This is a genomic window from Tersicoccus solisilvae (assembly GCF_014643255.1).
Lineage (GTDB): Bacteria > Actinomycetota > Actinomycetes > Actinomycetales > Micrococcaceae > Tersicoccus > Tersicoccus solisilvae.
On the sequence record NZ_BMJI01000001.1, the window covers coordinates 241,619 to 264,503 of the forward strand.

27 protein-coding genes are annotated in these 22,885 nt (G+C 72.9%); 17 read left to right on the top strand and 10 right to left on the bottom strand.

Annotation, left to right across the window (positions count from 1 at the left end; translation table 11 throughout):
- Nucleotides 1–71: 71 nt before the first annotated feature.
- The gene (locus tag IEX22_RS01155) at nucleotides 72–1,091 is read right to left on the bottom strand and encodes a 1-aminocyclopropane-1-carboxylate deaminase (RefSeq protein WP_188665060.1); all 1,020 of its coding nucleotides are present in this window, start codon (nucleotides 1,089–1,091) and stop codon (nucleotides 72–74) included.
- Between the two features lie 109 nt (nucleotides 1,092–1,200).
- Between IEX22_RS01155 and IEX22_RS01160 the strand changes: the two genes are divergently transcribed.
- The 3 genes from IEX22_RS01160 to IEX22_RS01170 are packed head-to-tail and all read left to right on the top strand — an operon-like array spanning nucleotide 1,201 to nucleotide 3,016.
- Nucleotides 1,201–1,842 (top strand): NAD(P)-dependent oxidoreductase, encoded by a 642-nt coding sequence (locus tag IEX22_RS01160; RefSeq protein WP_188665063.1) that lies wholly within the window; start codon nucleotides 1,201–1,203, stop codon nucleotides 1,840–1,842.
- Nucleotides 1,843–2,613: a phosphotransferase gene (locus IEX22_RS01165; RefSeq protein ID WP_188665066.1), complete on the top strand. Its 771-nt coding sequence runs from the start codon at nucleotides 1,843–1,845 to the stop codon at nucleotides 2,611–2,613. It abuts the gene before it with no gap.
- Nucleotides 2,614–2,635: 22 nt separating this feature from the next.
- On the top strand, nucleotides 2,636–3,016 hold the full coding sequence (locus IEX22_RS01170) for a glyoxalase superfamily protein (protein WP_188665069.1): 381 nt from the start codon (nucleotides 2,636–2,638) through the stop codon (nucleotides 3,014–3,016).
- 46 nt (nucleotides 3,017–3,062) lie between these two features.
- Here the strand turns inward: IEX22_RS01170 and IEX22_RS01175 are convergent, their stop codons facing one another.
- On the bottom strand, nucleotides 3,063–3,797 hold the full coding sequence (locus IEX22_RS01175; RefSeq protein WP_188665072.1) for a DUF899 domain-containing protein: 735 nt from the start codon (nucleotides 3,795–3,797) through the stop codon (nucleotides 3,063–3,065).
- A 98-nt stretch (nucleotides 3,798–3,895) separates the two neighbouring features.
- On the opposite strand from IEX22_RS01175, the gene IEX22_RS01180 reads away from it, so the two are divergent.
- Complete coding sequence (locus IEX22_RS01180) at nucleotides 3,896–4,912, top strand: alcohol dehydrogenase (protein ID WP_188665075.1); 1,017 nt, start codon at nucleotides 3,896–3,898, stop codon at nucleotides 4,910–4,912.
- Nucleotides 4,913–4,917: 5 nt separating this feature from the next.
- Here the strand turns inward: IEX22_RS01180 and IEX22_RS01185 are convergent, their stop codons facing one another.
- From IEX22_RS01185 to IEX22_RS01195, 3 genes are all read right to left on the bottom strand, one after another.
- Nucleotides 4,918–5,487, bottom strand: coding sequence for a dihydrofolate reductase family protein (locus IEX22_RS01185; RefSeq protein WP_188665078.1), 570 nt, complete (start codon nucleotides 5,485–5,487; stop codon nucleotides 4,918–4,920).
- Between the two features lie 55 nt (nucleotides 5,488–5,542).
- A complete protein-coding gene (locus IEX22_RS01190; RefSeq protein ID WP_188665081.1) occupies nucleotides 5,543–6,190 on the bottom strand; it encodes a 4a-hydroxytetrahydrobiopterin dehydratase in 648 nt (215 codons plus the stop codon).
- Nucleotides 6,191–6,357: 167 nt separating this feature from the next.
- Entirely contained in the window at nucleotides 6,358–7,800 is a 1,443-nt protein-coding gene (locus tag IEX22_RS01195; RefSeq protein WP_188665084.1) for a D-alanyl-D-alanine carboxypeptidase family protein, read from the bottom strand.
- 196 nt (nucleotides 7,801–7,996) lie between these two features.
- Here IEX22_RS01195 and IEX22_RS01200 point away from each other — a divergent pair, with 196 nt between their 5' ends.
- Together IEX22_RS01200 and IEX22_RS01205 are read left to right on the top strand one after the other, a co-directional pair.
- The gene (locus IEX22_RS01200) at nucleotides 7,997–8,287 is read left to right on the top strand and encodes a DUF1905 domain-containing protein (protein WP_188665087.1); all 291 of its coding nucleotides are present in this window, start codon (nucleotides 7,997–7,999) and stop codon (nucleotides 8,285–8,287) included.
- Nucleotides 8,288–8,369: 82 nt separating this feature from the next.
- Entirely contained in the window at nucleotides 8,370–9,362 is a 993-nt protein-coding gene (locus tag IEX22_RS01205) for a phosphotransferase family protein (RefSeq protein ID WP_188665090.1), read from the top strand.
- Nucleotides 9,363–9,393: 31 nt separating this feature from the next.
- On the opposite strand, the gene IEX22_RS01210 is transcribed toward IEX22_RS01205, so the two are convergent.
- The 3 genes from IEX22_RS01210 to IEX22_RS01220 form a co-directional block, all read right to left on the bottom strand.
- Nucleotides 9,394–9,708 carry a hypothetical protein gene (locus IEX22_RS01210; protein ID WP_188665093.1) on the bottom strand — a complete coding sequence of 105 codons (315 nt, stop codon included), beginning with the start codon at nucleotides 9,706–9,708 and terminating at the stop codon, nucleotides 9,394–9,396.
- Nucleotides 9,705–11,048: a hypothetical protein gene (locus IEX22_RS01215; protein WP_188665096.1), complete on the bottom strand. Its 1,344-nt coding sequence runs from the start codon at nucleotides 11,046–11,048 to the stop codon at nucleotides 9,705–9,707. Before IEX22_RS01215 ends, IEX22_RS01210 begins: the two co-directional genes overlap by 4 nt.
- A 141-nt stretch (nucleotides 11,049–11,189) precedes the next feature.
- Entirely contained in the window at nucleotides 11,190–12,425 is a 1,236-nt protein-coding gene (locus IEX22_RS01220) for a multidrug effflux MFS transporter (protein WP_188665099.1), read from the bottom strand.
- A gap of 150 nt (nucleotides 12,426–12,575) precedes the next feature.
- Between IEX22_RS01220 and IEX22_RS01225 the strand changes: the two genes are divergently transcribed.
- Nucleotides 12,576–12,956, top strand: a complete 381-nt coding sequence (locus tag IEX22_RS01225) for a VOC family protein (RefSeq protein WP_188665102.1) — start codon at nucleotides 12,576–12,578, stop codon at nucleotides 12,954–12,956.
- A 37-nt stretch (nucleotides 12,957–12,993) separates the two neighbouring features.
- Here IEX22_RS01225 and IEX22_RS01230 read toward each other — a convergent pair whose 3' ends face one another.
- Nucleotides 12,994–13,911 carry a homocysteine S-methyltransferase family protein gene (locus IEX22_RS01230; protein WP_188665104.1) on the bottom strand — a complete coding sequence of 306 codons (918 nt, stop codon included), beginning with the start codon at nucleotides 13,909–13,911 and terminating at the stop codon, nucleotides 12,994–12,996.
- 94 nt (nucleotides 13,912–14,005) lie between these two features.
- On the opposite strand from IEX22_RS01230, the gene IEX22_RS01235 reads away from it, so the two are divergent.
- From IEX22_RS01235 to IEX22_RS01255, 5 genes are all read left to right on the top strand, one after another.
- Nucleotides 14,006–14,653 carry a TetR/AcrR family transcriptional regulator gene (locus IEX22_RS01235; protein WP_188665107.1) on the top strand — a complete coding sequence of 216 codons (648 nt, stop codon included), beginning with the start codon at nucleotides 14,006–14,008 and terminating at the stop codon, nucleotides 14,651–14,653.
- Between the two features lie 144 nt (nucleotides 14,654–14,797).
- Entirely contained in the window at nucleotides 14,798–15,613 is an 816-nt protein-coding gene (locus IEX22_RS01240) for a DUF4397 domain-containing protein (protein WP_188665110.1), read from the top strand.
- A gap of 147 nt (nucleotides 15,614–15,760) precedes the next feature.
- On the top strand, nucleotides 15,761–16,492 hold the full coding sequence (locus tag IEX22_RS01245) for a class F sortase (RefSeq protein WP_188665113.1): 732 nt from the start codon (nucleotides 15,761–15,763) through the stop codon (nucleotides 16,490–16,492).
- Between the two features lie 82 nt (nucleotides 16,493–16,574).
- The gene (locus IEX22_RS01250; RefSeq protein ID WP_188665115.1) at nucleotides 16,575–17,147 is read left to right on the top strand and encodes an RNA polymerase sigma factor; all 573 of its coding nucleotides are present in this window, start codon (nucleotides 16,575–16,577) and stop codon (nucleotides 17,145–17,147) included.
- The gene (locus IEX22_RS01255; protein ID WP_188665118.1) at nucleotides 17,128–17,877 is read left to right on the top strand and encodes an anti-sigma factor; all 750 of its coding nucleotides are present in this window, start codon (nucleotides 17,128–17,130) and stop codon (nucleotides 17,875–17,877) included. Before IEX22_RS01250 ends, IEX22_RS01255 begins: the two co-directional genes overlap by 20 nt.
- Nucleotides 17,878–18,012: 135 nt before the next feature.
- Here IEX22_RS01255 and IEX22_RS01260 read toward each other — a convergent pair whose 3' ends face one another.
- Nucleotides 18,013–20,217 carry an MMPL family transporter gene (locus IEX22_RS01260; RefSeq protein ID WP_188665121.1) on the bottom strand — a complete coding sequence of 735 codons (2,205 nt, stop codon included), beginning with the start codon at nucleotides 20,215–20,217 and terminating at the stop codon, nucleotides 18,013–18,015.
- An 88-nt stretch (nucleotides 20,218–20,305) separates the two neighbouring features.
- Here IEX22_RS01260 and IEX22_RS01265 point away from each other — a divergent pair, with 88 nt between their 5' ends.
- The 5 genes from IEX22_RS01265 to IEX22_RS01285 all read left to right on the top strand — a co-directional run bounded on the left by IEX22_RS01265 (nucleotide 20,306) and on the right by IEX22_RS01285 (nucleotide 22,871).
- Complete coding sequence (locus IEX22_RS01265) at nucleotides 20,306–20,890, top strand: MarR family winged helix-turn-helix transcriptional regulator (RefSeq protein ID WP_188665122.1); 585 nt, start codon at nucleotides 20,306–20,308, stop codon at nucleotides 20,888–20,890.
- Between the two features lie 25 nt (nucleotides 20,891–20,915).
- Entirely contained in the window at nucleotides 20,916–21,191 is a 276-nt protein-coding gene (locus tag IEX22_RS01270) for a helix-hairpin-helix domain-containing protein (RefSeq protein WP_229659673.1), read from the top strand.
- Nucleotides 21,192–21,223: 32 nt separating this feature from the next.
- Nucleotides 21,224–22,072, top strand: a complete 849-nt coding sequence (locus IEX22_RS01275; protein ID WP_188666056.1) for an NAD-dependent epimerase/dehydratase family protein — start codon at nucleotides 21,224–21,226, stop codon at nucleotides 22,070–22,072.
- 284 nt (nucleotides 22,073–22,356) lie between these two features.
- On the top strand, nucleotides 22,357–22,641 hold the full coding sequence (locus tag IEX22_RS01280; RefSeq protein ID WP_188665124.1) for a YciI family protein: 285 nt from the start codon (nucleotides 22,357–22,359) through the stop codon (nucleotides 22,639–22,641).
- Nucleotides 22,642–22,688: 47 nt separating this feature from the next.
- Nucleotides 22,689–22,871, top strand: coding sequence for a hypothetical protein (locus IEX22_RS01285; RefSeq protein WP_188665126.1), 183 nt, complete (start codon nucleotides 22,689–22,691; stop codon nucleotides 22,869–22,871).
- Nucleotides 22,872–22,885 lie beyond the last annotated feature (14 nt).

The following is a 22,885-nucleotide window of genomic DNA, read 5'->3' on the forward strand; positions in this document are numbered from 1 at the left end:
GGCCGCCCGGCCCCGCAAGGACCGGCCCCGCAAGCAAGCCCCGCCAGGACGACGTGGCCGGCGACACCGGATCAGGGCACGACCGCGGTGTAGGCGTTGAGCGCCGGCTGTCCGCCCAGGTGGGCGAAGAGGACGGTGCTGTCCGCCGGGATCTCTCGCGACGTCACGAGGTCGATCAGTCCCGCCATCGACTTGCCCTCGTACACCGGGTCGAGGATCACGCCCTCCATCCGGCCGGTGAGCCGGATCGCCTCGACCGTCGACTCCACGGGAATGCCGTACTCGTCGCCGGCCCAACCCGGAAGCACGGTGATCTCGTCGTCGCGCAGGTCCCGGCCGAGTTCGATGAGGCGCGAGGTGTTCCGGGCGATCCGCCCCACCTGGGCGCGGGTCTTCTCGAGCGTGGCGGACGCGTCAATCCCGAGCAGGCGGCGCGGCCGGCCGCCCGCGTCCTCCAGGGCGGCGAAGCCGGCGATCATGCCGGCGTGCGTGGACCCCGTGACGGTGCAGACGACGACCGTGTCGAAGAAAACGCCGAGCTCCTCCTCCTGCCGAACGACCTCGTGCGCCCAGTTGGCGAAGCCGAGGCCGCCCAGGCGGTGCTCCGACGCCCCCGCGGGGATCGGATAGGGCCGGCCACCGCGTTCCTCGACCTCCCGCAGGGCGTCCTCCCAGCTGGGGCGGATGCCGATGTCGAAGCCGTGCGGGTCGATCCGGACATCCGCGCCCATGATGCGGGACAGCTGGATGTTGCCGACGCGGTCGTTCAGCGGGTCCGGCCAGTTCACCCACGTCTCCTGCACCAGGACGGCCTTCAACCCCAGGTGAGCGGCGACCGCGGCGACCTGCCGGGTGTGATTGCTCTGGTACCCGCCGATGGAGACGATGGTGTCCGCTCCCGAGGCCAGGATGTCGGGGACGATGTATTCGAGCTTGCGGGTCTTGTTGCCGCCGAAGGCCAGGCCGGAGTTGACGTCCTCCCGTTTGGCCCAGACCCTCGCGCCGCCCAGGTGGTCGCTGAGCCGGTTGAGCGGATGGATCGGACTCGGCCCGAACGTCAGCGGATACCGTTCGAAGTCATCGATCGCCATGGCGGCAATGTAGCGGATCGGGCCGCGTCACTCCGCGAGTCGCGGGAATGCCGGGCACGACGAGTGCCTTGTCAGGGATGCACAGTCCGATTGCCCAGAAGGAGAACCCATGGCACGCATCACCGTGATCGGCGGCACCGGGTACGCCGGTGGCCACATCGTCAAGGAGGCTGCTGGACGCGGCCACACCGTCACGTCGATCAGCCGCACCGTTCCGGACGAGAAGGTCGACGGCGTGACGTTCCGCGCCGGCTCGGTTCTGGACGACGCCGTCGCGCAGACCGCCGTCGACGCCGATGTCGTCATCGTCACGGTCTCCCCGCGCGGTGACATGGTCGGCAAGGTCGCCCCCGCCGCCGAGAAGGTGGCCGAGCTCGCCCGGGCGAAGGGCACGCGGTTCGGCGTCATCGGCGGCGCCGGTTCCCTGCAGGTCGAGCCGAACGGTCCCCGGCTGATGGACACCGCGGAGTTCCCTGACGCCTTCAAGGCCGAGGCCGAGGAGCTGACCGCCGTCCTGAACTGGCTGACGGAGCAGGACGACACTCTCGATTGGTTCTTCGTCAGCCCCGCCGCGGGCTTCGGCGCCTACGCGCCCGGCGAGGCCACCGGCACCTACCGCACCGGTGGCGACGTCCTGCTCACGGACGAGAACGGCGAGTCGAACCTCTCCGGCCAGGATCTCGCCGCAGCGATCGTCGACGAGATCGAGCGGCCGGTCCACCACCGGCAGCGGTTCACGGTCGCCTACTAGATGCGGGCCCACGGGACGACCCCCGAGCCGGAGGAGGTGCTCGCCGGCGGCAACATGGGGCCGGTGAGCCGGCGGGGCGACGTCGTGCTCCGCACCGCCGGTGCGTGGACGCCCGCGGTGCACCGGCTGCTCGCGCACTGCCGCGCCCACGGCATGGACGGCGTCCCCGAACCACGCGGCGTCGAGCCCGGAGTCGGGGAGTCGGCGGAGCGAGAGGTCCTCGAGTACCTCGACGGCGAGGTGCCCGCCTATCCGATGCCCGGGTGGGTCTGGAGGGCCGCCGCCCTCGACTCGGCCGTCGACCTCCTGCGTCGCTTCCATGCCGCGTCCGCGACCGCCGACCGCACGGGGCCGTGGCGATCGCCCGGGCGCGAACCCGTCGAGGTGGTCTGCCACAACGACGCCGCCCCGTACAACATGGTCTTCCGCGACGGTACGGCGGTCGGTCTGATCGACCTCGACTTCGCCTCGCCCGGCCCTCGGATCTGGGACCTCGCCTACCTCGCGTACCGGATCGTGCCATTGGGCACCGACCGCGCCGACGGCTTCACCGACGCGCAGCGGGATGACCGGCTCGACCGGCTGCTCGACCGCTACGGTGACCGCGGCGTCCGGTACGACCGCGCGGACCTGTTCACCGCCGTGGCCGACCGGCTCGAGGAGCTTGCCGTGTTCTCCGCCGCGAAGGCGGTCGAGCTGGGCAGGCCCGAGCTGGCCGAGCACGCCCGCGGGTACGAGCGCGACGCGGCGTACGCTCGGACGCGGCGCTGACGATGCGCACGAAGGGGCGGACATGGGAGAGAACGAGGACCCGGTAACGCGGCAGCAGGTCATCCCGGTCCTGCGTGTCTTCGACCACGCGCTGGCCCGCGCCTTCTACGTCGACTTCCTCGGTTTCACCTGGCGGTGGCAGCACCAGTTCGAGCCCGGCCTGCCGATCTACGCCGAAGTGGCGCGGGACGGCAGTGTGCTGCATCTCTCGGAGCATCACGGCGACGCGACCCCCGGCGCCGGCGTCCTCATCGTCGTCGCCGATGTCCGCGCCTACCAGCGCGTGCTGCTCGCGCAGCACCATCGCCATGCGCGGCCGGGTGTCACGGACGAGCCGTGGGGATCGACGATGACGATCACGGATCCCTTCGGCAACAACCTCACCTTCTGGCAGCGCGACTGACGCCGCCGAACCCGTCGAGGGGCGTCGGCGGCGATCACCGGCCCCGCTATGCCGTCGCCCGGGTGGTCCGCACGGGGGTGGGGTCCGACGTCCCTTCCGGGCCGTACAGTCGGGCGATGTCCGGGGAATCCAGCCACCCCGCGTAGGTGCCCTGCCGCGGCCAGCCCTCCGGAGAGTCCTGCCACTCCTCCTGCCGGCCCCACGGCAGCAGGTCGATCAGCGGGAACGTGTGGGAGAGCTGCTCCGTGCCGCGGCCGTCCGTGTGCCAGGTGCGGTAGACGGTGTCGCCGTCGCGCAGGAACACGTTGACCGCGAAGCCCTCGCCGGGGCCGGCACCCATGTCGGCGCCGAACGGGCTGTCCGCCGTCGAATACCACGTCATCCGGTTGCCGACCGTGTCCCGATAGGCGAGGGCCTCGTCGATCGGGCCCTGGGTGACGACGACGAACCGCGCGTCGTAGGCGTCGAGGAAGTCCAGCCGAGTGAACTGCGACGTGAAGCCGGTGCACCCCCCGCACTGCCACTGTTCTCCGGGGAACCACATGTGGTGGTAGGTGATCAGCTGGGATCGGCCGTCGAAGACCTCTGCGAACCGCACCGGTCCGTCCTCGCCGACGAGGGTGTACTCGGGCAGCTCCACCATCGGCAGCCGCCGGCGCTGCGCGGCGATGGCGTCGAGCTCGCGGGTGGCGGCCTTCTCGCGCACGCGCAGGTCGGCCAGGTGCCGCCGCCAGGTGTCCTGATCGACCACGGGGGGCAGGGCGGTGGGGGTGGCGTTCATGTCCGTCTCCTCGGCGAGCGGGGCGCTGCCCCTATGTGGACGCTGTACACATACGGTCGCACAGCCGGGCGGGAGGAGCAATGGGTAGCATCGCGCCCATGACGACGATGACGATCGCCCGCGTCCCGGCGGCCAACGCCCCCTTCGAGATCACCGAGGTGGAGATCCCCGAACCCGGCCCCGGGCAGGTGCGGGTCCGCGTGCGCGCATGCGGGGTGTGCCATTCGGACTCCCTCACCGTGGCGGGCGCCATGGGCAACGACTTCCCGCGGGCGCCGGGGCACGAGGTGGCCGGTGAGATCGATGCGCTCGGGGAGGGCGTGACCGCGTGGCGCGCCGGTCAGCGGGTGGGTGTCGGCTGGTTCGGCGGCTGCGACTTCACCTGCGATTCCTGCCGGCGCGGCGACTTCATCGCCTGCGAGAACGGCCTCGTCGCCGGCATCGCCTACGACGGCGGGTACGCCGACTACATGATCGCGCCGGCCGAGGCGCTGGTCGGCATCCCCGACGATCTCTCCGACGTCGACGCCGCCCCGCTGCTGTGCGCGGGGGTGACGACGTTCAACGCGCTCCGCACGTCGGTCGCCCGGCCCGGCGATCTGGTCGCCGTCCTCGGCGTCGGCGGCCTCGGGCACCTCGGCATCCAGTACGCCGTGAAGATGGGCTTCGAGACGGTCGCGATCGCCCGCGGCACCGAGAAGGAGCCGCTCGCCCGCGAACTCGGCGCCCACCACTACATCGACTCCACCAGCGCCGACGTCGCCGAGGAGCTCACCGGGCTCGGCGGCGCCTCGGTCGTGCTCGCCACCGTCACGGTGCCCGACGCGATGACCCCGGCGCTCGGCGGCCTGCGGCCGCGCGGCCAGCTCGTCGTCGTCGGCGCCTCCGCGGACCCGATGCAGGTGCCGCCCTTCGCGCTGATCCCCGGGTCCACCGCGATCCAGGGGCACGCCTCCGGCACGTCGAAGGACTCCGAGGACGCCCTCCGGTTCAGCGTCCTGACCGGTGTCCGCCCGACCATCGAGACCATGCCGCTGAAGGACGCCCAGGCCGCCTACGACAAGATGATGGCCGGCGACGCCCGGTTCCGGATGGTGCTCACCACGGGGGACTGAGCCGCTCAGGGCCGCGCGTAGGACGCGACGACGTGCCCCGTCGGCAGGCTGACGACGTCGGACGCCGCCCAGGACCGCGGCTCCGCGGCCGGGTCGGCGAACAGCGGGATGCCGGCCCCGAGAGTGATCGGATTGATCTTCAGGATCAGCTCGTCGATCTCGTCGGCGAGGGCGGCGGCCAGGCTGCCGCCCCCGCAGAGCCAGATGTCGCCGTCATCCGCGGCGCGGAGCCGGGTCACCGTGGTCACCGGGTCCCGGGTCACCTCGATCTCGTCCGGCACGTCCCGGCGCCGCCCGCGGCTGGCGACCACCTGGTGCAGGTGCTGGTAGGGCGAGGTCACGCCGACCGGCAGACCTACCGCGTAGGTGCTCCAGCCCATCAGCACGCTCGAGAACCTCCCGCGCGGAACGGGGAGGCGGAGGGCGGTGCGCACGTGGGTCGGAATGGTCTGCGGGAACCGCTCGACCAGGTGGTCGAGGTAGGCCGGCGGTGTGGGGAACGCCGAGAAGTCGCCGTGCGGATCCGCGATGAAGCCGTCGAGGCTGATCGCGACGAGGTAGACGAGGCGCGTCATGACGCGACCGCGGGCGGTGGACCGGGGTTCATGCCGTATGCGGAATGTGCCATGGTCACCGGCCGAGACAGGTGCACACGCACGCGCGGTTGCCCTCGGCGTCGGCCAGGACGGTGAAGGCGGGAGCCGGCGAATCGTCCACGACGGTGCCGCCCGCCGCCACGGCGGCCGCGATCCGCTGGTCGGCCACATCGTGCGGCACCCACACGTCCAGATGGAACCGCTGCCGCGGTGTCTCGTGCGGCTCCGTGTGCTGGAACCACACCAGCGGTGCCTGACCGGTCGGGTCGACGACGTCGTCCCCATCCACGTTCTTCGCGGCGCCGGTGAGCAGCGCGGCCCAGAACGGCCCGAGCGCGGCCACCTGCGCCGTGTCCAGACCCAGCTCCACCAGCGCGAGTTTCCGCGGGGTGGCCTCGACGCCGAGATCGGCGGCGATCGCGGTGATCCGCCGCGCCAGCTCGACGTCCCGGTCGGTGACGCCGCCGGCGTCGTGACTGAGCAGGGCGAACTCGACGGCCGCGTAGCGCAGCGTGATGTCCGGGTGATGGCCGGCGTCCTCGGCAGCCTGCGCCGCCGCGTCCACCAGGGCGAGGCCGGTGCGGAAGTCCCGGGTCCGGTAGCGGGCGTGCAGGCCTTGGGCGAGGCGGCGCCAGTCGGTCAGCGACGCATCGAGGATCTGGTCGACGGTGAGGGTCTCCATCTCGTCATGGTGGCAGGAATCCGCCCGAGCGGACAGAGCAAGCGGACGGACCCGGTCCGCGGTACGGCGCCGGGTGACTGAGCGGTTGCCGCCCGATGCGTGTTGTGGGGCTGGGCGACATCTGGCCGTCTGCCGGTGCCGGAGACCACGCGAAGCAGTGGAGGTGTTCAGCTGAGCAGACGGTACGGGCCGAAGCCCCACCCGACGGCGGTGCGGGACGTGAGCCGCCCGCCCGTCACGGGGTAGTAGTAGAGGCGCCCGTCCGCGGCGGCCCGTGCGAGCAGGCCCCGGCTTCCGGCCCCCCCGAACCCGTGGACGACCGAGACCGACGAGATCGTGGTCCATCCGCCGCCGAGCACCCGACGCGGCTCGTTGACGAAGCCGCCGGTTCCGTTGCCGCGGTAGAGCAGCATCACGCCGTCGGCGCGTTTGGCGATGAGATCCTGACGACCGTCACGGTCGACGTCGACCATGCTCGTCGTCATGGAGCCCCAGCCGCCGCCGATCCTGGTGCGCGCTCCCACCCGGTTGCCGACGTTCGGATAGAGGTACATGGTCCCGTCCGGTGCGCGAGCCACGATCGACGCCGCCCGCCCGTTCACCCACGGACCCGGCGTGATGGCGTAGCCGTTCCAGCCGCGGCCCAGCAGCACCTTCGGCCCGAGGCCGGGCGTCGCGCGACCCGGGTACAGGTACAGGGACCCGTCCGTGAACCGGGCGATGACGTCGAACCGGCCGTCACCGTTCCAGTCGACGACCGCCCCGCTCGTCATCGCACCCCAGCCGGTGCCGACCGCGGCCCGCGGGCCGATCGTGCCGCGCCCGGTGCCCGGGTAGCTCCACAGCACGCCGGCCCGGTCGACCGCGCCCAGATCCGCGGCGGTGGCGAAGGCCGGTCGGGACGGCGTGCTGAAGTACTGCTCCATCGTGGGGATGCCCCGCTGGTGCATGTCGGTCGCGAGGGCGGGGCCCACGTACCGCAGGTGCCAGGGCTCCCAGGCGTAGCCGGTGACGGCGGTGTAGCCGTTGGGGTAGCGGACGATGAAGCCGTACCGCCACGCGTTGGCCGCCACCCACCGGCCGCCCGCGGTGTTCCCGAAGCAGCTGCCCAGCCCGCAACTGCCGTCGGCGTTCCCGACATCGACCGCCAGCCCGGTCTGGTGCTCGCTGTGCCCGGGCCGCGCCGAGATGAGTTCCGCCTGCGCGAGGCCGTACTGGTTGACGTAGCTCTGGAACAGCGCGGCCTGCTGGTCGTACGACCGGTACGCGCTCACCGTCGTGAGCGGGGCTCCGGCCGCCGCCGCCCCCGCGTAGAGCCGGGCGAGGGCCGACGAGGTCACCGACCGCATCAGGTAACCGTTCGGGCCCCACACCAGATCCGGCGGCACCCAGCGCAGCGGATTGAGCGGGCGCTGCTTGTTCACCAGCACCTGGACGTTGGCGGGGTCGCTGACCGGCGTCGCCGCCTGGGCCGCGGCGGGCCCGGCGACGAGCGTGGCGACGGCGACGGCGACCGTGACGACCGAGGACGCGATCCGGGTCCACACGTGCTGCCGGCGCGAGCGTTCGCGGCCGGACGGGGAACGGAGAAGGGGGTCGGTACCGAGCATGGTGGCGCCTCGTCGTTCGCGATGGGGACGCCCGCTCAGGGAACGTCCAGCCCCCCGCCGTCAGACTACGGCGACGTGCCGGCACTGGCCAGAGCGGACCGATCAGGACCGACGCTGACCTGAGCCGGCGTGACCGGAACCCCGGGTGCTGCGATGATCGGGCGGAACGACGGGCGCACGTATCGAGGGAGGCCGGATGGAGGCACGATTCGACGCCGAGGTGTGGCACTGGCGCGGCCCCGCGCCGTATCACTTCGTCAGCCTGCCGCCCACGGCGGCGACCGAGGTCCGCGACCTGGCTGCCGAGGTGACGTACGGCTGGGGGATGATTCCCGCCCGGGCGCGGATCGGCGGCACGACGTGGACGACCGCCATGTATGCCAAGAACGGCACGTACGCGCTGCCGGTGAAGGATGCCGTCCGCCGGGCCGAGGGGATCGACCTCGGCGACGTCGTGACCGTGTACCTGGACGTGCCGGGCACCTGACCCGCCCCCACCGCGCCCGCCCTCGGCTCCGGGGACGCGCTCCGGAGCTCGGTCCCGCCCGGACTCGTGGGACGATCGGACGATGGCCCACCCGATCGCCACCGCACCGGTCACCGACGCGGTGGTCGCGGACGTGATCCGCGCCGTCACGGCCGCGACCGGGCGGCCGGCATACCCGGATGCCCGGTGGCGGCCCCCGGTACAGGGTGCCGTCGGGCATCTGCTCGGCCTGCGGCTGGCCGGCCGGACGGACGCCGACGATGCCGATCTGCTGGTCGCCAAGCTGTTCCCGCCGGCCGTCAGCGCCCGCGCCGCGACGGAGGCCACCGCACTGACGGCGGCCGCCGTCCTGGGTGACGAGGTTCCCCGCGCGGTCGTCGCCGGGCGGCTGGCCGGAGGCACGGGATTCCTCGTCATGACGCGGCTGCCCGGTGACCGCTGGGCTGACGTCCGGCCCGCGCTGAGCCCGGCGGACGCCGCCGCCGTCGTCGCGCAGGTCGGGTCCGTCGCGGGTCGACTGCACGCGGTGACCGGCGAACACTTCGGCGCCCTCGCCGACGACGGTGACGGCGGGCCGACACCGCGTCGTTGGGCGACTTCACGCGGCTGGACCACCGCGCTCGTGGAGCGGACGCTGGCCGCCTTCGACGCCGCGGGTGGGGACCCGGTGCTCGCCACCGGCGTCGAGCGGCTCGCCGCCGCCAGCCTCCTCGACGACGCCGTCCCGCCGTCGCTGTGTCACCAGGACCTCAACGGCGGGAACATCCTGCTGCGCCGCGACCCCGGGTCCGTCCCGGTGATCAGCGGCCTGGTGGACTTCGAGCGGGCCGAGTGGGCGGATCCCGCGCACGACCTGGCCCTGACCGTCGTCCACCTGATGCACGAGGGCGAAGCCGATCTCGTCCCCGTGCTGCTCGACGCGCACGGGGGCATGGACCCCGCCGCGCGGTCCCGGCTCGCACTGCACGTGGTGCTGCGAATGACGGCGGAGTGGGCGTGGGTGGCCACGGACCGGCCCGCCGACTGGCGCCACAAGACGGTGACCCTCGCGGGCTGGATCCGCGCCCGGACCTGAGGCGACGCCCGGAGGAGAGATCGAGCGGCGCTCAGCCGCGGCTGCGCCTGCGGACGAGCAGCACGGCGGGGATCGCCGCCAGCGCGGCGAGCACCAGGACCGGCATCCCGTTGATCACGCCGATGCCGCCGAAGCTGTTGATCGACGCGACGGACCCGACCGAGCCGATGGACGCGATCGACCCGACGGAGGCGATGGAGCCGATCGACCCGACGGAGGCGATCGATCCCGCGGAGGAGACGGAGGCGATGGAGCCCGCCGAGGCCACGGAGGCGATGGAGCCCGCCGAGGCTACCGACGCGATCGACCCCGCGGACGTCGACGCCCACCGCGTGGACATGCTCATGCGGACGAGACCGCGTCCGGGCCGGGGGCCGCCCGCTCCGGGGCCGGCGCGGCATCACGTCGTGCGCGGGTGGGCCGGTGCGCGCCCAGCAGGTCGTGGTCGGCGGCCAACGGGCTCACGGGGGCACGCCGCGAACGGCGCCGTCGGCTCGCGAACCGATCCACCGCCCAGCTGATCGCGATCCCGACGCCGAAGGCCATCGTCACCCACACCGGCGACCCGAGCCGGGCGGACTGGCTGTAGACGGGATGACCGACGACGGTCAGCACGCCGAGCCCGGCGGGGACGGTCAGGGCCCAGGCGGAGGGGTCGGGCCGACGACGGCGCAGCAGCAGCACGATGCCGGCGATCCCGATCGCCGCCACGAGCACCCAGCCCGGGTTCAACGGCAGGTTGCCGACGAACGTGCCGAGGAAGTTCCCCTCGAGGAAGAGCAGTTTCACCCACGGGTCCGGCACCGGGGGCAGCGTGAAGTGCCAGGTGAACGTGTCCTGCAGGCTGTGCTCCACCCCCGGGAGCCCGAACGCGGACCCGATGACGAAGGAGGCGAGCGTCAGTGCCAGGGCCACCACGCCGGTGAGGCGAACCCGCCGATCGTGCCGGGACGACGGCACGATCACCATGACGACGCACACCGCGAGCACGGCCACGCACAGGATCAGCACGGACGAGTACTTGAAGAAGTAGACGAGGGCGTAGCCGGCGACGGCGAGCAGCAGCCCGCGGCGCCGAGAACCGCGCAACAGGTGCGCCACCCCGAGGACGAGGATCAGGGCGGCCATCAGGGACGGCCCCTCGGCGAGCAGCGCCGTGCCGTGGTCCAGGCCGACCGGGAGCAGGTAGAACGCGAGCTGGGAGAGCAGGGCGGTCCGCCGGCCGAGGCCGACCACGCGAGCGATGCGGTGCACCAGCAGGCCGGCGAGGGCCGTGCTGAGCACGGCGACGATCCACAGGCCCACCTGGTCCCCGAGCAGCGTCATCAGCGGCAGGGACACCAGGGGGTAGCCGATGCGCGGGCTGAAGATCGCCGCATAGGCCGGGGTGCGGTCGTGCACCCCGACGATGGGTCCCGCCCCGGCCCAGGCCGCGGACGCGCAGTCCGCGCCGGTGCCCTGCAGCCCGGAGGACGGGTGGGCGCAGTATTCGGTGTAGGCGGTGAACCATGCCTGGTGGACGGGCATCCCACCGAGTTCGTGGGCGATGCGGATGTACTGCACCGTGTCGCCCCACACGACGCCCGGACCCAGCAGCGCCGCGACGATCAGGAAGAGGCCGCCGGCCGCCAACGGCGGGATCAGATGTCCTCGACGCAGCAGCACGCTCGACGCCCCCGGGCCCATCGCTTCTCCTCACCGTGACGCTCCGGCACCACGCACGGCGTCGACCCCGATTCTAGACGAGCGCCGGTCGATGCCACCGCATCGACCCGAACCCGGACCTCGGGCCGGTGCGCGAGGCGGCGTCGTGCGAGGGGTGTGTGCTCAGGGAGCGTGGCGACTGAGCCGTCGGGCCAGCAGTGCGGCACCCAGTGCGAGGCTGGACCACACCGCCATCGAGACCGCCATCGGCACGGCGGTGTGCTGCCCGGCGATGCCCGTCAGCGGGCTGACCAGGCCGCCGAGGACGAACTGCAGCAACCCCAGCACGGCCGCGCCGGCGCCGGCGCGGCCCGGCACCCGGCTCTGCGCGAGGGCGACGGCGTTACCCATCACGAAGCCGAGCGCCGTCTGCCCGACGAGCAGCTGCACGAGCGTCGTCCAGCCCGTGACGCCGCTGAGGATCAGCACGAGGCCGATCACGTTGGTCACACAGATCACGGTGACGGCGATCCGCAGGATGGTGGCCGGTTCGATCCGGTCGACCAGCCGGACGTTGACCAGGCCGCCGACGATGGCACCGCACGCGTTGACCGCGAAGACGACCGAGTAGGCCAGGGCCGAGAAGCCGAGCACGTTCTGGATCACGAACGAGGACGCGGAGATGTAGGAGAACAGGGCGCCGAAGGTGAACGCGAAGGTGAAGGCGTACGCCATGAACGAGCCGGTCCGCATCACCCGCAGCGACAGTCCGAGCACCCCGCGCAGCGCGTGCTGGCGGGCGTGCACCGGCAGGGTCTCCGGCACCACGACCACGGAGCACAGCAGCATCAGCAGCCCGAACACCGTCAGCGCCCAGAACACGGCCTGCCACGGGGCGACGGTGGCGATCACGCCGCCGAGCAGGGGCGCGACGACGGGCGCGACCGAGGTGATGGTGGCCAGGATCGAGTAGAGCTTGGCGGCCTGCCGGCCGGTGGAGATGTCGGCGACGATCGCGCGGGCGATGACGACGCCGGCCGCGCCGGCCGCTCCCTGCAGCGCACGCAGCGCCATCATCACGCCGATGGTGGGCGCGACCGCGATCAGCACCGAGCACACCAGGAAGAGGGCGTTGCCGGCGACCAGCAGGCGGTGCCGGCCGAGCACGTCGGAGATCGGCCCGAGGAAGAACTGGCCGAACGCCATGCCGACCATGTACGTCGTCAGCGTCAGCTGCACGGCCGAGGCGGAGGTGCCGAACCACGTGCTCATCCCCGGCATCGAGGCCAGGTACATGTCGGTCGCCAGCGGGCTGACGGCGCTGAGCACCCCCAGCGCGCCGATCAGCACCACCCGGTCCTTGCCCCCGGACAGGCGCAGGCGGGACCGGACGGGTTCGTCGGGGGTCGCGGCGGTCATGGCGTCCTTCGGACAGGCGGAGATCCGCTGGTGGGGCTGGTCGTCGCTTCCATCTCTAGCACGCCGACCGAGGACCACGGCTGTCCGCGGCGCACCGTGACCGCGCCCGCGGGCCTGTCGGCGACCACGGGGAGCGATGAGGATGGGCCCATGGAGATCACCCGACAGATCATCGTGTTCGACGCCGCCGACATGGACGCGGAGAGCGCCTTCTGGGCGTCGCTGCTCGGCGGCACGGTCGACCCCGCCGACCCGGACGACGCGGAGGACGACTGGCGTACCGTCCGCGTCGACGGACTGGCCCGGCTCGCCGTTCAGCTCGCTCCGAATCACCAGCAGCCGGACTGGCCCGACGGCACGCCGCAGCAGATCCATCTCGACCTGCACGTGCCGGACATCCGCGCCGCGCACGAGGAGGCGATCGCGGCGGGGGCGCGGCTGCTGCGGGCGGCTCCCGACCTCGACGCGCGGGACGGTTTCCAGGTGTACGCCGATCCCGCCGGTCATCCGTTCTGCCTCTGCTGGGACTGACGCGCCACGACCGCGCGCTCGTCCACCCGGCCCGGCCTCACTGCCCCCAGAGGGCGGCGACGTGCCGCACGTCCGTGCCGCAGCAACCGCCGAGGATGCGCAGGCCGGGCAGCCGGGCGGCCAGCCGGCGATGGTCCGCGGCCAGCTCGGCCGGGTCCCCGTCGTCCAGCGCTTCCGCCTCGTCCAGATCCGCGTGGCTGAGCCGGGACGCGTTGACGCGGGTCCCGGCGACCCGGTGCCGCCACGGCGCGTCCGCGGGGATGCCCCGGGCGATGTGGTCGGGGTGCGCGCAGTTGACCAGGTAGTGGTCCGGGGCGGCGACGGCGTCCAGTCGCTGCACCGCCGCGCCCAGGGGGGTGCCGTCGGGCAGCGTGCCGTCCGTCTCCACCGTGAAGGAGATGCCCACCGGCAGTGCTTCGTCGCGCGCGGCCTCCACGATGCCCTGGGCCTCCGCGACGCTGCCCAGCGTGTAGGCCGTGACGAGGTCGACGCCGGCGGCGGCGAAGGAGGCGAGCTGAGGCCCGTGGTAGGCGGTGGCCTCGTCCGCACTCATCGCCGCATTCGGGTGATAGCCGTCGTATCGGGGCCCGACCATCCCGTTGACCAGCACCGCGGGAACCCGGTCGCGCAGCCGGTCGGCGAGCCGGCGCAGGAACGCGATCGCGGCCCGGTTCGCTCGATCCAGCGCCGGGGCGTCGTACCCCAGGCGCGCCCCCCAGTCCGGGTTCGCTCGCCAGGTGGGGCTCTCGAGCAGCAGCCCGGCCCCGGCCCGGCCGGCGACGTCGGCGTACCCGAGGTAGTACGCCGTCAGCAGCTCGCGCCCCGGGGCGTCCTCGACCAGCGGGAACGCCGCGAACTCCGGCAGGTCCACGCCGTGGTGGAAGATCAGGTCGGTCTCCATCCCGCCGTCGGTGACGTACCGGCGCTCCGGATCCAGGACCGTCGTGGTGGCCATGACCCCTCCCGAGGGTGTCGCGCGTCGCGATCGGCGCATACCAGACTGGATAGTCTGTTTATAGCAGGGTGAATAGTCTGGTACAAGTGGTGGCATGCCACGCAACGGAGCCATCAACCGGGAGCGGATCCTCGCGACCGCGGAGCACCTCGTGATCGAGAAGGGCTTCGCGGCCACCGCCCTGGACGAGGTGATCGAGGGCGCCGGGACCTCCAAGGGCGCGTTCTTCCACCACTTCCCGACCAAGTTGGACCTCGCGAAGGCCCTCGTCGACCGCTACGTGACGGCGGACCTCGGTCAACTGCAGAACGCGCTCTCCGAGACGGCCCACCTGGCCGCCGATCCCCGGGCGCGGCTGCTTGCCTTCCTGCGGATCTTCGAGGACGGCGCCGACGAGCTCATGTCCGAGCAGTCCAGCTGCCTGTACGTCAGCACCGTCGTCGAACGCGACCTGCTCACGGCCGGGACCGCCGACCGGATCGTCGACGCCGTCGTGGGCTGGCGCGAGCCGGTCGCCGGCCTGATCCGCGCCGCCGTCGAGGCGCACGCCGGCCACGAGCGCGGGGACGACGAGACGAACGACGACGGGAACGCGGACGGAGTGGACGCCGACGCGCTCGCCGACCACTTGTTCGTCACCTTCGAGGGCGCGTTCGTGCTGTGCCGGGCCACCGGGGACGCCGGGCACATGCGCGCCCAGCTGCGGGTGCTGCGGCAGCTCGTGGACCACCTCGTCCGCTGAGCGGGGCTGAGCTCGGCCGGGGCGAGCCGGCTGATCCCCCCCACGGCGGCCCTGCATCCGGATCCGGGTCCGCGCCGGTAGCACGAGTGTCCCGACTCACTCGGACCGGCTCCCGCGCCGGTTCCCACCCCCGGAGGAACCACCATGCGCACCACCCTCGCCGCCACCGCCGCCCTCGGCCTCGCCTGCGCCGCGCTCGCCACCGCCGCGCCCGCCAGTGCCGCCGACGGCGACGCCCAGCTCTCCGTGCTCCACGCCGTCCCCGGCACCACGGTCGACGTCTACGTCGACGGGGCGCTCACGCTCGACGACTTCACCCCCGGCACCCTGGCCGGCCCGCTTCCCGTCCCCGCCGGCTCCCACCAACTGGCGATCACGGCATCCGACGCCGCGGACGCGTCGGCCCCGATCATCGGCCCCGTCGCCGCCGATCTGAAGGCCGGGGGCGACTACACCGCCGTCGCCCACCTGACCGCGGCCGGCAAGCCCGGCGCCACCCTGTTCGCCAACGACACCTCCACCGTTCCGGCCGGGCAGGCTCGGCTCACCGTGCGGCACGTCGCGGCTGCCCCCGCCGTCGACATCCTCGCCGGCGGCAAGGCCGTGGTCAGCGGGTTGACCAACCCGAAGGAGGCCTCCCTCGAGGTGCCCGCCGGGACGGTCTCCGCGGCGGTGGCCCTCGCCGGCACCACGCAAGCGGTGATCGGGCCGGCGGACCTGCCGCTCGGCGAGGGCACGACGACGATCGTCTACGCCTGGGGATCGGCGGCCGACGGCAATCTCGCCCTGGCGACCCAGACCGTGGGCGGCATGCAGCAGAACCCGAACGGCGTGCCCGCGGGCACGACCGGCGCCGCCGCCGAACCCGCCCCCGCGCTGACCATCGGCGCCGTGCTCGGTGTCGCCGCGCTCGCCGGCGCGGTGGTGCTCTCCCGGAGGGCGGCACGGGCCCGCGCCTGAGCCTGACCGATGATCCCACCCAGCGACCCTGCCGGTGCGCGGACGCCGCGGCACCGGCAGGGTCCTCCCTTCGCCCGCCCGCGCGGCGCTGCTTCGCGCGGTGACGCCCGCCGTGCTGCACCGCTACGGCTGACGCGAGGCTCGACCGTGCTCGGCGTGGCCGGGCTGCTGCTGCTCGGCTCCGCCGGCCTCGCCGCGCTGCCGCCGCCCGAATCGGGTGAACCCACCGGTCTGGCGGTCACCGCGCCACCCGTGTCCGGCGTCCCCGTACCGGCCGCGCCTGTACCGGCCGCACCCGGACCGACCGCGACCGGACCGGCCGCGACGTCGGCCAGGACGCCCGCGCCCACGGCGAGCACCGCCGCACCCCGGCGCTCACCGGTGCTGGGTCGCGTGCCCGTCACCCGCGCCGTGCCCCGTGCTGCCCGGTCCGTCGCGACGCCGACCGAACTGCGCGCTCCCGCTCAGGACCTCGTCCTGCCGATCGACCCGATGGGCATCGACGACCGCGGCGCCCTGGGCATCCCGATGACTCCCGGACGGATCAGCTGGTACCGGTACGGGCCCGCACCCGGGGAGGGAGCCGGATCGGCGGTCTTCGCCGGGCACGTCGACGCGCCCTGGGGGAAGACGCCGCTCTACCGGATCAAGGATCTGACGCCCGGGGACACCATCGACGTCGTGCTCGACACCGGTGGGGTCCTCGCGTACCGCGTCCGCGCGGTCGACACCATCAGCAAGGCGCGGCTGGCAGACACCGACCTCTTCCGCCGCGACGGGGCGCCCGTGCTGCGGCTGGTCACGTGCGGGGGCCCGTGGCTGCCCGACCGGCAGGACTACCGTGACAACGTCGTCGTCACCGCTGAACCCGTCCGGTGAGGCCTTCCGTATACTCGCGGACAGACAGGCACGGATCCGGCCCCGGTGGCACCGCTCGGGGCGGTCGAGCACGGGGGTCGGCATGAAGCACACCGCTCCGGTGTGGGATGCCGCGGCCGATCCGCGGTTCCGGGAGGGCGACCCGGAGGTGCTCGAACGCGCGTTTCACCACTGCGGAGCCCTCGTGCGCGGTCTGGCCCTGCGCGCTGTCCGGGACCCGCACCTGGCCGACGACGTGGTGCAGGACGTGTTCGTGCGCGCCTGGACCTACCGGGCCAGCTTCGACCCCGAGCGGGCCCCGCTGCCGGCCTGGATCATCGGCATCACCCGGCGCGTGATCGCCGACCGGGCGCGGCAGGCGGCCACCGACCGGGACCGCACGGCGGACCTGGACGACCGTGAGGCCGAGGCGGCCGGGCCGACCGAGGACGAGGTGGAGGCCGCCGTCACACGGCTGATGGTCCGCGACGTGCTCGCCACGCTGCCGGACCCACCGCTCTCGTTCCTCCACCTGGCCTTCTACGAAGACCTGACCCACCGGCAGATCGCCGACCGCACCGGGGTGCCGCTCGGTACCGTGAAGAGCCACCTGCGTCGCGGGCTGCTCGACCTGAGACGACGGATGGAGGAGAGCCGTGAAGCATCTGGATGGTGAGGCCATCGCTCTCCTCGCCCTCGGCGAGCCCGCGGACGACGCAGCCCGGGCCCACCTGGAGGGCTGCCAGAGCTGCCGGGCGGAACTGACCGAGTTGACGTCCCTGGTCGGCGCGGCCCGGGAGGGCGGCCCGGACCTCGAGCCGCCGTCGGACGCCGTGTGGGCACGGATCCGCTCCCGCATCGACGACGGCGTCACCGGCTCGGGCCCCGTCACCGGCTCCGAAGATGCCGGCAGGCGGCCTGCACGGTCGCCGTCGGGGTCGAGACCGGCGGACACCCGGCCGCCCCGCCGCCGACGCCGAGTGGGCGCCCGGACGTGGAGCTTCCTCGCCGGCGCGGTGGCCGCCGCACTCGTCGTCGTCGCCGTCGTGTGGGCCGTGGGCGTCCGGTCGCCGGACCGGGTGCTCGCGTCCGCGGACTTGGCGCCCCTCGGGCAGGCGACCGGCTCCGGTTCGGCGGAACTGCAGCGCACCGCGGACGGGATCGACCAGCTGCGGTTGCAGGTCGGCGGTGATCGCGTGCGCGGTTACCCGGAGGTCTGGCTGATCGCGAAGGACGGCAAGCGGATGGTGAGCCTGGGCACCCTGCACGACGGGTCCGCGGTGCTGCCCGTGCCCGCCGGCCTGGACGTGCGGGACTACGCCACCGTCGACGTCTCGGACGAGCCCCTCGACGGCAATCCGGCCCATTCGGGCGACTCGATCCTGCGTGGCTCGCTCACGTTCTGACCCCCCGCTTCACGCCAGGTCGTCAATAGATGTCGTTAACCCATCCGGGAGGACCCGGATGCGACAACTAGTGACGACCTGGCGCGGGGGGCTGGCGCGGGGGGGGGGCGGGCGGGGTGTCGATGCGGGCGGAGTTCAGGGCGTGACCGCGGCGTGCCGACCCGCCGGGCGGGAGAGCCGGTGCGGCCACCAGATGGCGGGCCCGACGTCGTACGCGAGCGCCGGCACCAGCAGCGTGCGCACGACGAAGGTGTCCAGCAGCACCCCGAACGCCACGATGAACGCGATCTGCAGCAGGAACAGCACGGGGATCACCGCCAGCGCCGCGAACGTCGCCGCCAGCACGATGCCGGCGGAGGTGATCACGCCCCCCGTCACCGCGAGGCCGCGCAGGATCCCCGGCCGGGTGCCGTGCCGCACGGACTCCTCGCGCACCCGCGTCATCAGGAAGATGTTGTAGTCGATCCCGAGCGCGACGAGGAACACGAAACCGAACAGGGGTACCGACGGGTCCGCGCCGGGCAGGTTCATCACCTGGTTGAACACCAGGGCCGAGACCCCGAGCGCGGTGCCGAACGAAAGCACCGTGGTGAGGATCAGCAGCACCGGGGCCACCACGGCGCGCAGCAGCAGCATCAGGATCACGAGGATCACGGCCAGGGTGATCGGGATGATCAGCGTCCGGTCGTGGATCGACGTGTCGTTGGTGTCGATCGCCGTGGCCGTCTCCCCGCCGATCAGGGCGACACCGGCGAGATCGGACCGCAGGGCGCGCACCGTCCGCTCCGCCGCCGCGCTGTCCGCCGGGTCGGTCAGGGTCGCCTGCAGGAGCACGTCGCCGTCGGCCACCGTGGGCTCCGGTGCCGGGGTGCCGGGCCGGCCCACCGCACCGATGCCTCGCTCGGTGACCGGCGCCGAGCCGGACGGGGAGTCGGCGCTCGTCACGGTGACGGCGTCGACGCCGTCATTCGCCAGCAGCGTGTCCGCGGCCTTCTGCAGGTCGCCGCGGGCGACGATCACCGACGCGGGGGACCCGGAGCCGCCGGGGAAGTGCTCGGCGAGCGCCTGTTGGCCGTCCCGCGCGTCCGAGGTGCCGATCACCAGGTCACTCTGCGGCACCCCGTCGGCCCGCAGCCCGGTGATGCCGACGGCACCGGCGAGCAGGACGAGCACGCAGACGATCCACACCGCGCGTGGCCGGCGGGCGACGAGCCGGCCCACCCGGGCGTACAGGCCTCGCGGATCGATCGCGTTGTGCTCGTGGGCCGGCTCGAACACCGGCCGCCGGGGCCAGTACGCGGCCCGGCCGAAGGCGAACAGCAGCGCGGGCAGCAGGGTGAGGGCCGCCAGCATGGCGAACACGATGCCGAGCGCGGCCACGGGGCCCAGCGACTTGTTGGAGTTGAGGTCCGAGAGCAGCAGGCACAGCAGGCCGGCGATCACCGTGCCGCCCGAGGCCGCGATGGGCTCGACGGCGCTGCGCCAGGCCGCGAGGGTGGCCGCGCCCTTGTCCGCCGTGGACCGGAGTTCCTCGCGGTATCGCGCCGTGTAGAGCAGCGAGTAGTCCGTGGCCGCGCCGATCACGAGGATGAACAGGATGCCCTGGGTCTGCCCGGTGAGGGTGAGGATCCCCGCCTTCGCCAGCCACCACACCACCAGCAGGGCCACGCAGAGGGCGAACATGCTCGTCGCCAGCACCGCGACCGGCAGCAGCAGGGATCGGTAGACGATGACGAGGATGACGAGCACCGCGGCCAGCGCCACCAGCAGCAGGACGCCGTCGATGCCCGCGAAGGCGCCGACGAGGTCCGCGGTGAACCCGGCCGGACCGGTGACGTGCACGGTCACCCCGTCGGGGGCGGCCTCGGTGAGGCGCTCGCGGACCTGCTCGACGACGTCGGACACCTCGCCGGAGGAGCCGATCGGGACGAACGCCTCCGCGGCGCGGCCGTCCTCGGCGGGGATCAGGGGCGAGATCCCGTCCTCGACGCCCGTGACGTCCGTCAGCCCGCTCACCGCCGTCGTCAACGCCTCGCGGTCCTGCGCGGTGAGCGTGCGCTCCGCGGTCATCACGACGACGGCGGGCAGGGCGTCGGAAGAGGTGAAGTCCCCCAACCGGTCCTGCACGCGCGTGGCGTCGGCGCTCGCGGGCAGGAAACTCGTCTGGTCGTTGGACGAGACCTCGTCGACCTTGCCGAAGTACGGTCCGCCCACCCCGGCCGCGACCAGCCAGACGAGGATCAGCAGGGCCGGGATGACGATCCGGAGCACTCGGCCGCCGGGCCGCCGCCGCCGGTCGGCGGGGCTCGGGGTGGCGCGGTCCGCGATGCGCGTGCTCATGACGTCTCCTCCTGGGTTGTTTCGCCAAGCTAGCAAATCGCTTGGCGAGAAGGAAGCCCTGCATACAATCGAGCCGAGGAGGTGGCCGATGTCCGACGCGGGGAACGAGACGCCCGACGAGGCGCTGTACCGGCTGGACGCCAGCGACCCGCACGGCCGGCTCGTCGACCGGTCCGGGCTGCGACCGGAGGACATCGCGCAGATCGACCGGCTGATGAAGGCCATGGGCCGGCTCAGCGACGTCGAGCGGCGGATGGGCGAAGAGGCCCAGCGGTACATGCGGCTGAACGAGACCGACATGCGCGCCCTCTACTTCCTCATCGTCGCCGCGAACCGGGGGGCCGACGTGACGCCCAGCATGCTGTCGCGGCACCTCGGCATCGCGAGCGCCTCCACCACGAAGATGCTGGATCGCCTGGAGGCCGCCGGGCATGTCACCCGCCACCGGCACCCCACCGACCGGCGCTCGGTCGCCATCCGGATCAGCCCACAGACGCACGAGACCGCCATGAACACGGTGGGTCCGCTGCAGGCGCGGCGTTACGGGGCGGCCGCGGAGCTGACGCCCCGGGAACGCGAGATCGTCATCCGCTTCCTGGACGCCACGGCCGCGGCGCTCACCGGTCCGGCGGCGGACGCCGGCACCGGGGGCCCGGGCCACACTGGGCCGTGACCCGCACGTGCACTAGCGTCGACCCATGAGCACGCCCCTGCCGACCACCAGCGCCCCCGCCCAGCGCGCGCTGGCCGCACAGGGCATCGCCACACTCGAACAACTGAGCACCTACCCCGAGGCGTGGGTGGCCTCTCTGCACGGCGTCGGCCCCAAGGTGATGCGGATGCTGCGGGCCGCACTCGCCGACGCCGGGCTGGGTTTCGCCGCCCATCGGGCATCGAATGCTCCCCACGACCCAGCAGCGCCGAGGACCGACGAGACGGCCGGTCCGCAACCCGAGACAGGAGATCACGCGTGACCCTTCCGACCACCAACCACGCGACCACCCCGCTGCGGGTGGCCGTGACCGGGGCGTCCGGCAAGCTCGGCTCCGCCGTCGTCGAGGACCTCACCGCGCACGGCCACCAGGTGGTCGTGCTGGACCAGACCCCGCCGGAGGATCCGTCGATCGGTAGCCGCGTCGACCTCACCGACTACGGCCAGACCGTGGACGCGCTCGGCGGCATCGACGACCGGCACGGCGGGCTCGACGCCGTCGTGCACCTGGCCGCGCTGCCCGCCCCCGGGCTGGCGACCGACGTCGCCACCTTCGAGAACAACATGCTCGCGACCTATCACGTGTTCCACGCCGCGCTGCGCGTCGGCATCCGCAACATCGTGCACGCGTCCAGTGAGACGCTGCTCGGCATCCCCTTCGAACAGGACCCGCCGTACCTGCCGGTCGACGAGGACTACCCGGCACGGCCGGAGTCCACCTACTCCCTGGTCAAGCACCTCGAGGAGACGATGGCCGAACAGCTCGTGCGGTGGACGCCGGGGCTGAAGATCGTGGGCCTGCGGTTCTCCAACGTGATGCGGGTCGAGGACTACGCGCAGTTCCCCGAGTTCGACGCCGATCCCGCCAGCCGCGACTGGAACCTGTGGGCCTACATCGACCGGCGTGACGGCGCCCAGGCGGTGCGCAAGGCCCTGACCTGGCAGCACCACGGTCACGCGACCTTCGTCATCGCCAACGACGACAGCGTGATGTCCCGCAGCACGGCCGAGCTGGCCGCCGCGCGGTTCCCGGACGTTCCGGTGACGAAGGAGCTCGGCGAGCACGAGAGCCTGCTCTCCAACGCCAAGGCCAAGCGGCTGCTCGGGTTCGCCCCGGAGCACTCCTGGCGCGACCACGTCTGATCCCGCCGGTCTCCGCGTGAACAGCTTCACGGGGGAACCGGTGCAACGGCGACACCGAGTGTGGCGGGAGTGACGCGAGTCAACGGTCGTGCGTCACATCCGCCTCACTGGTTCCACTCGATGTAGCCCTCGATCCGGCGAGCGAACGAGGCGGATCCCGGCGCCACGGCCGCGGTCACCGTTGGCTGGATCGTCGCGCCGACGGCAGGATGGGCGGGGGACCGGGTGCTGCACGGCGCCCTCGCAGTGTCCCCCACCGTCCCGCCGACCGAAGGAGCTTCGCGATGGCCGTCTTCGCCGTCACCTACCGCTACGCCGACGACACCGCCCGTCTCGACGAGCACCGCCCGTCGCACCGGTCCTTCCTGCGGGGGCTGCACGAACAGGGCCGGCTGCGCCTGTCCGGTCCGACCGACGGCGGCGGCACCGCGCTGATCGTCATGGAGGCCGACAGCGCGGAGGCGGTCGAGGCGGACCTGGACCAGGACCCGTTCCGGCTCGAGGGCCTGATCACCGAGCGGACCGTCCAGCCCTGGACGATCGTGATCGGCAGCCTCGACGGCCAGTGAAGCCGACGCCCAGTGACGTCGACGGGTCGCGAGTTCGACGCCGGTCGGTGCGCACCCGAGAGCGCAGCGCGCAGGACGTGCTCGCCGACGCGATGCGTGACAGCGGCCTCGACCTGGACCTGTGGGAGCTCGACCCGGACCAGCCCGCCGCCCATCCGGGCGCGGGGGCGGTCGCCGTTCTCGTTTCCCGATGGCGCGGGGTGCGAGAGCTCGACGCTCGCGGGCGGTGAGCCTTGCCGCGATC

What these genes read in the sequence shown, in the direction of transcription:
- IEX22_RS01215 (WP_188665096.1), bottom strand. Translation starts at nt 11,048, where the DNA reads ATGGGCCCGGGGGCGTCGAGCGTGCTGCTGCGTCGAGGACATCTGATC.
- IEX22_RS01240 (WP_188665110.1), top strand. Translation starts at nt 14,798, where the DNA reads ATGCGCACCACCCTCGCCGCCACCGCCGCCCTCGGCCTCGCCTGCGCC.
- IEX22_RS01230 (WP_188665104.1), bottom strand. Translation starts at nt 13,911, where the DNA reads ATGGCCACCACGACGGTCCTGGATCCGGAGCGCCGGTACGTCACCGAC.
- IEX22_RS01205 (WP_188665090.1), top strand. Translation starts at nt 8,370, where the DNA reads ATGGCCCACCCGATCGCCACCGCACCGGTCACCGACGCGGTGGTCGCG.
- IEX22_RS01260 (WP_188665121.1), bottom strand. Translation starts at nt 20,217, where the DNA reads ATGAGCACGCGCATCGCGGACCGCGCCACCCCGAGCCCCGCCGACCGG.
- IEX22_RS01200 (WP_188665087.1), top strand. Translation starts at nt 7,997, where the DNA reads ATGGAGGCACGATTCGACGCCGAGGTGTGGCACTGGCGCGGCCCCGCG.
- IEX22_RS01265 (WP_188665122.1), top strand. Translation starts at nt 20,306, where the DNA reads ATGTCCGACGCGGGGAACGAGACGCCCGACGAGGCGCTGTACCGGCTG.
- IEX22_RS01280 (WP_188665124.1), top strand. Translation starts at nt 22,357, where the DNA reads ATGGCCGTCTTCGCCGTCACCTACCGCTACGCCGACGACACCGCCCGT.
- IEX22_RS01155 (WP_188665060.1), bottom strand. Translation starts at nt 1,091, where the DNA reads ATGGCGATCGATGACTTCGAACGGTATCCGCTGACGTTCGGGCCGAGT.
- IEX22_RS01220 (WP_188665099.1), bottom strand. Translation starts at nt 12,425, where the DNA reads ATGACCGCCGCGACCCCCGACGAACCCGTCCGGTCCCGCCTGCGCCTG.
- IEX22_RS01165 (WP_188665066.1), top strand. Translation starts at nt 1,843, where the DNA reads ATGCGGGCCCACGGGACGACCCCCGAGCCGGAGGAGGTGCTCGCCGGC.
- IEX22_RS01185 (WP_188665078.1), bottom strand. Translation starts at nt 5,487, where the DNA reads ATGACGCGCCTCGTCTACCTCGTCGCGATCAGCCTCGACGGCTTCATC.
- IEX22_RS01175 (WP_188665072.1), bottom strand. Translation starts at nt 3,797, where the DNA reads ATGAACGCCACCCCCACCGCCCTGCCCCCCGTGGTCGATCAGGACACC.
- IEX22_RS01235 (WP_188665107.1), top strand. Translation starts at nt 14,006, where the DNA reads ATGCCACGCAACGGAGCCATCAACCGGGAGCGGATCCTCGCGACCGCG.
- IEX22_RS01225 (WP_188665102.1), top strand. Translation starts at nt 12,576, where the DNA reads ATGGAGATCACCCGACAGATCATCGTGTTCGACGCCGCCGACATGGAC.
- IEX22_RS01210 (WP_188665093.1), bottom strand. Translation starts at nt 9,708, where the DNA reads ATGAGCATGTCCACGCGGTGGGCGTCGACGTCCGCGGGGTCGATCGCG.
- IEX22_RS01170 (WP_188665069.1), top strand. Translation starts at nt 2,636, where the DNA reads ATGGGAGAGAACGAGGACCCGGTAACGCGGCAGCAGGTCATCCCGGTC.
- IEX22_RS01190 (WP_188665081.1), bottom strand. Translation starts at nt 6,190, where the DNA reads ATGGAGACCCTCACCGTCGACCAGATCCTCGATGCGTCGCTGACCGAC.
- IEX22_RS01270 (WP_229659673.1), top strand. Translation starts at nt 20,916, where the DNA reads ATGAGCACGCCCCTGCCGACCACCAGCGCCCCCGCCCAGCGCGCGCTG.
- IEX22_RS01195 (WP_188665084.1), bottom strand. Translation starts at nt 7,800, where the DNA reads ATGCTCGGTACCGACCCCCTTCTCCGTTCCCCGTCCGGCCGCGAACGC.
- IEX22_RS01160 (WP_188665063.1), top strand. Translation starts at nt 1,201, where the DNA reads ATGGCACGCATCACCGTGATCGGCGGCACCGGGTACGCCGGTGGCCAC.
- IEX22_RS01180 (WP_188665075.1), top strand. Translation starts at nt 3,896, where the DNA reads ATGACGACGATGACGATCGCCCGCGTCCCGGCGGCCAACGCCCCCTTC.
- IEX22_RS01250 (WP_188665115.1), top strand. Translation starts at nt 16,575, where the DNA reads ATGAAGCACACCGCTCCGGTGTGGGATGCCGCGGCCGATCCGCGGTTC.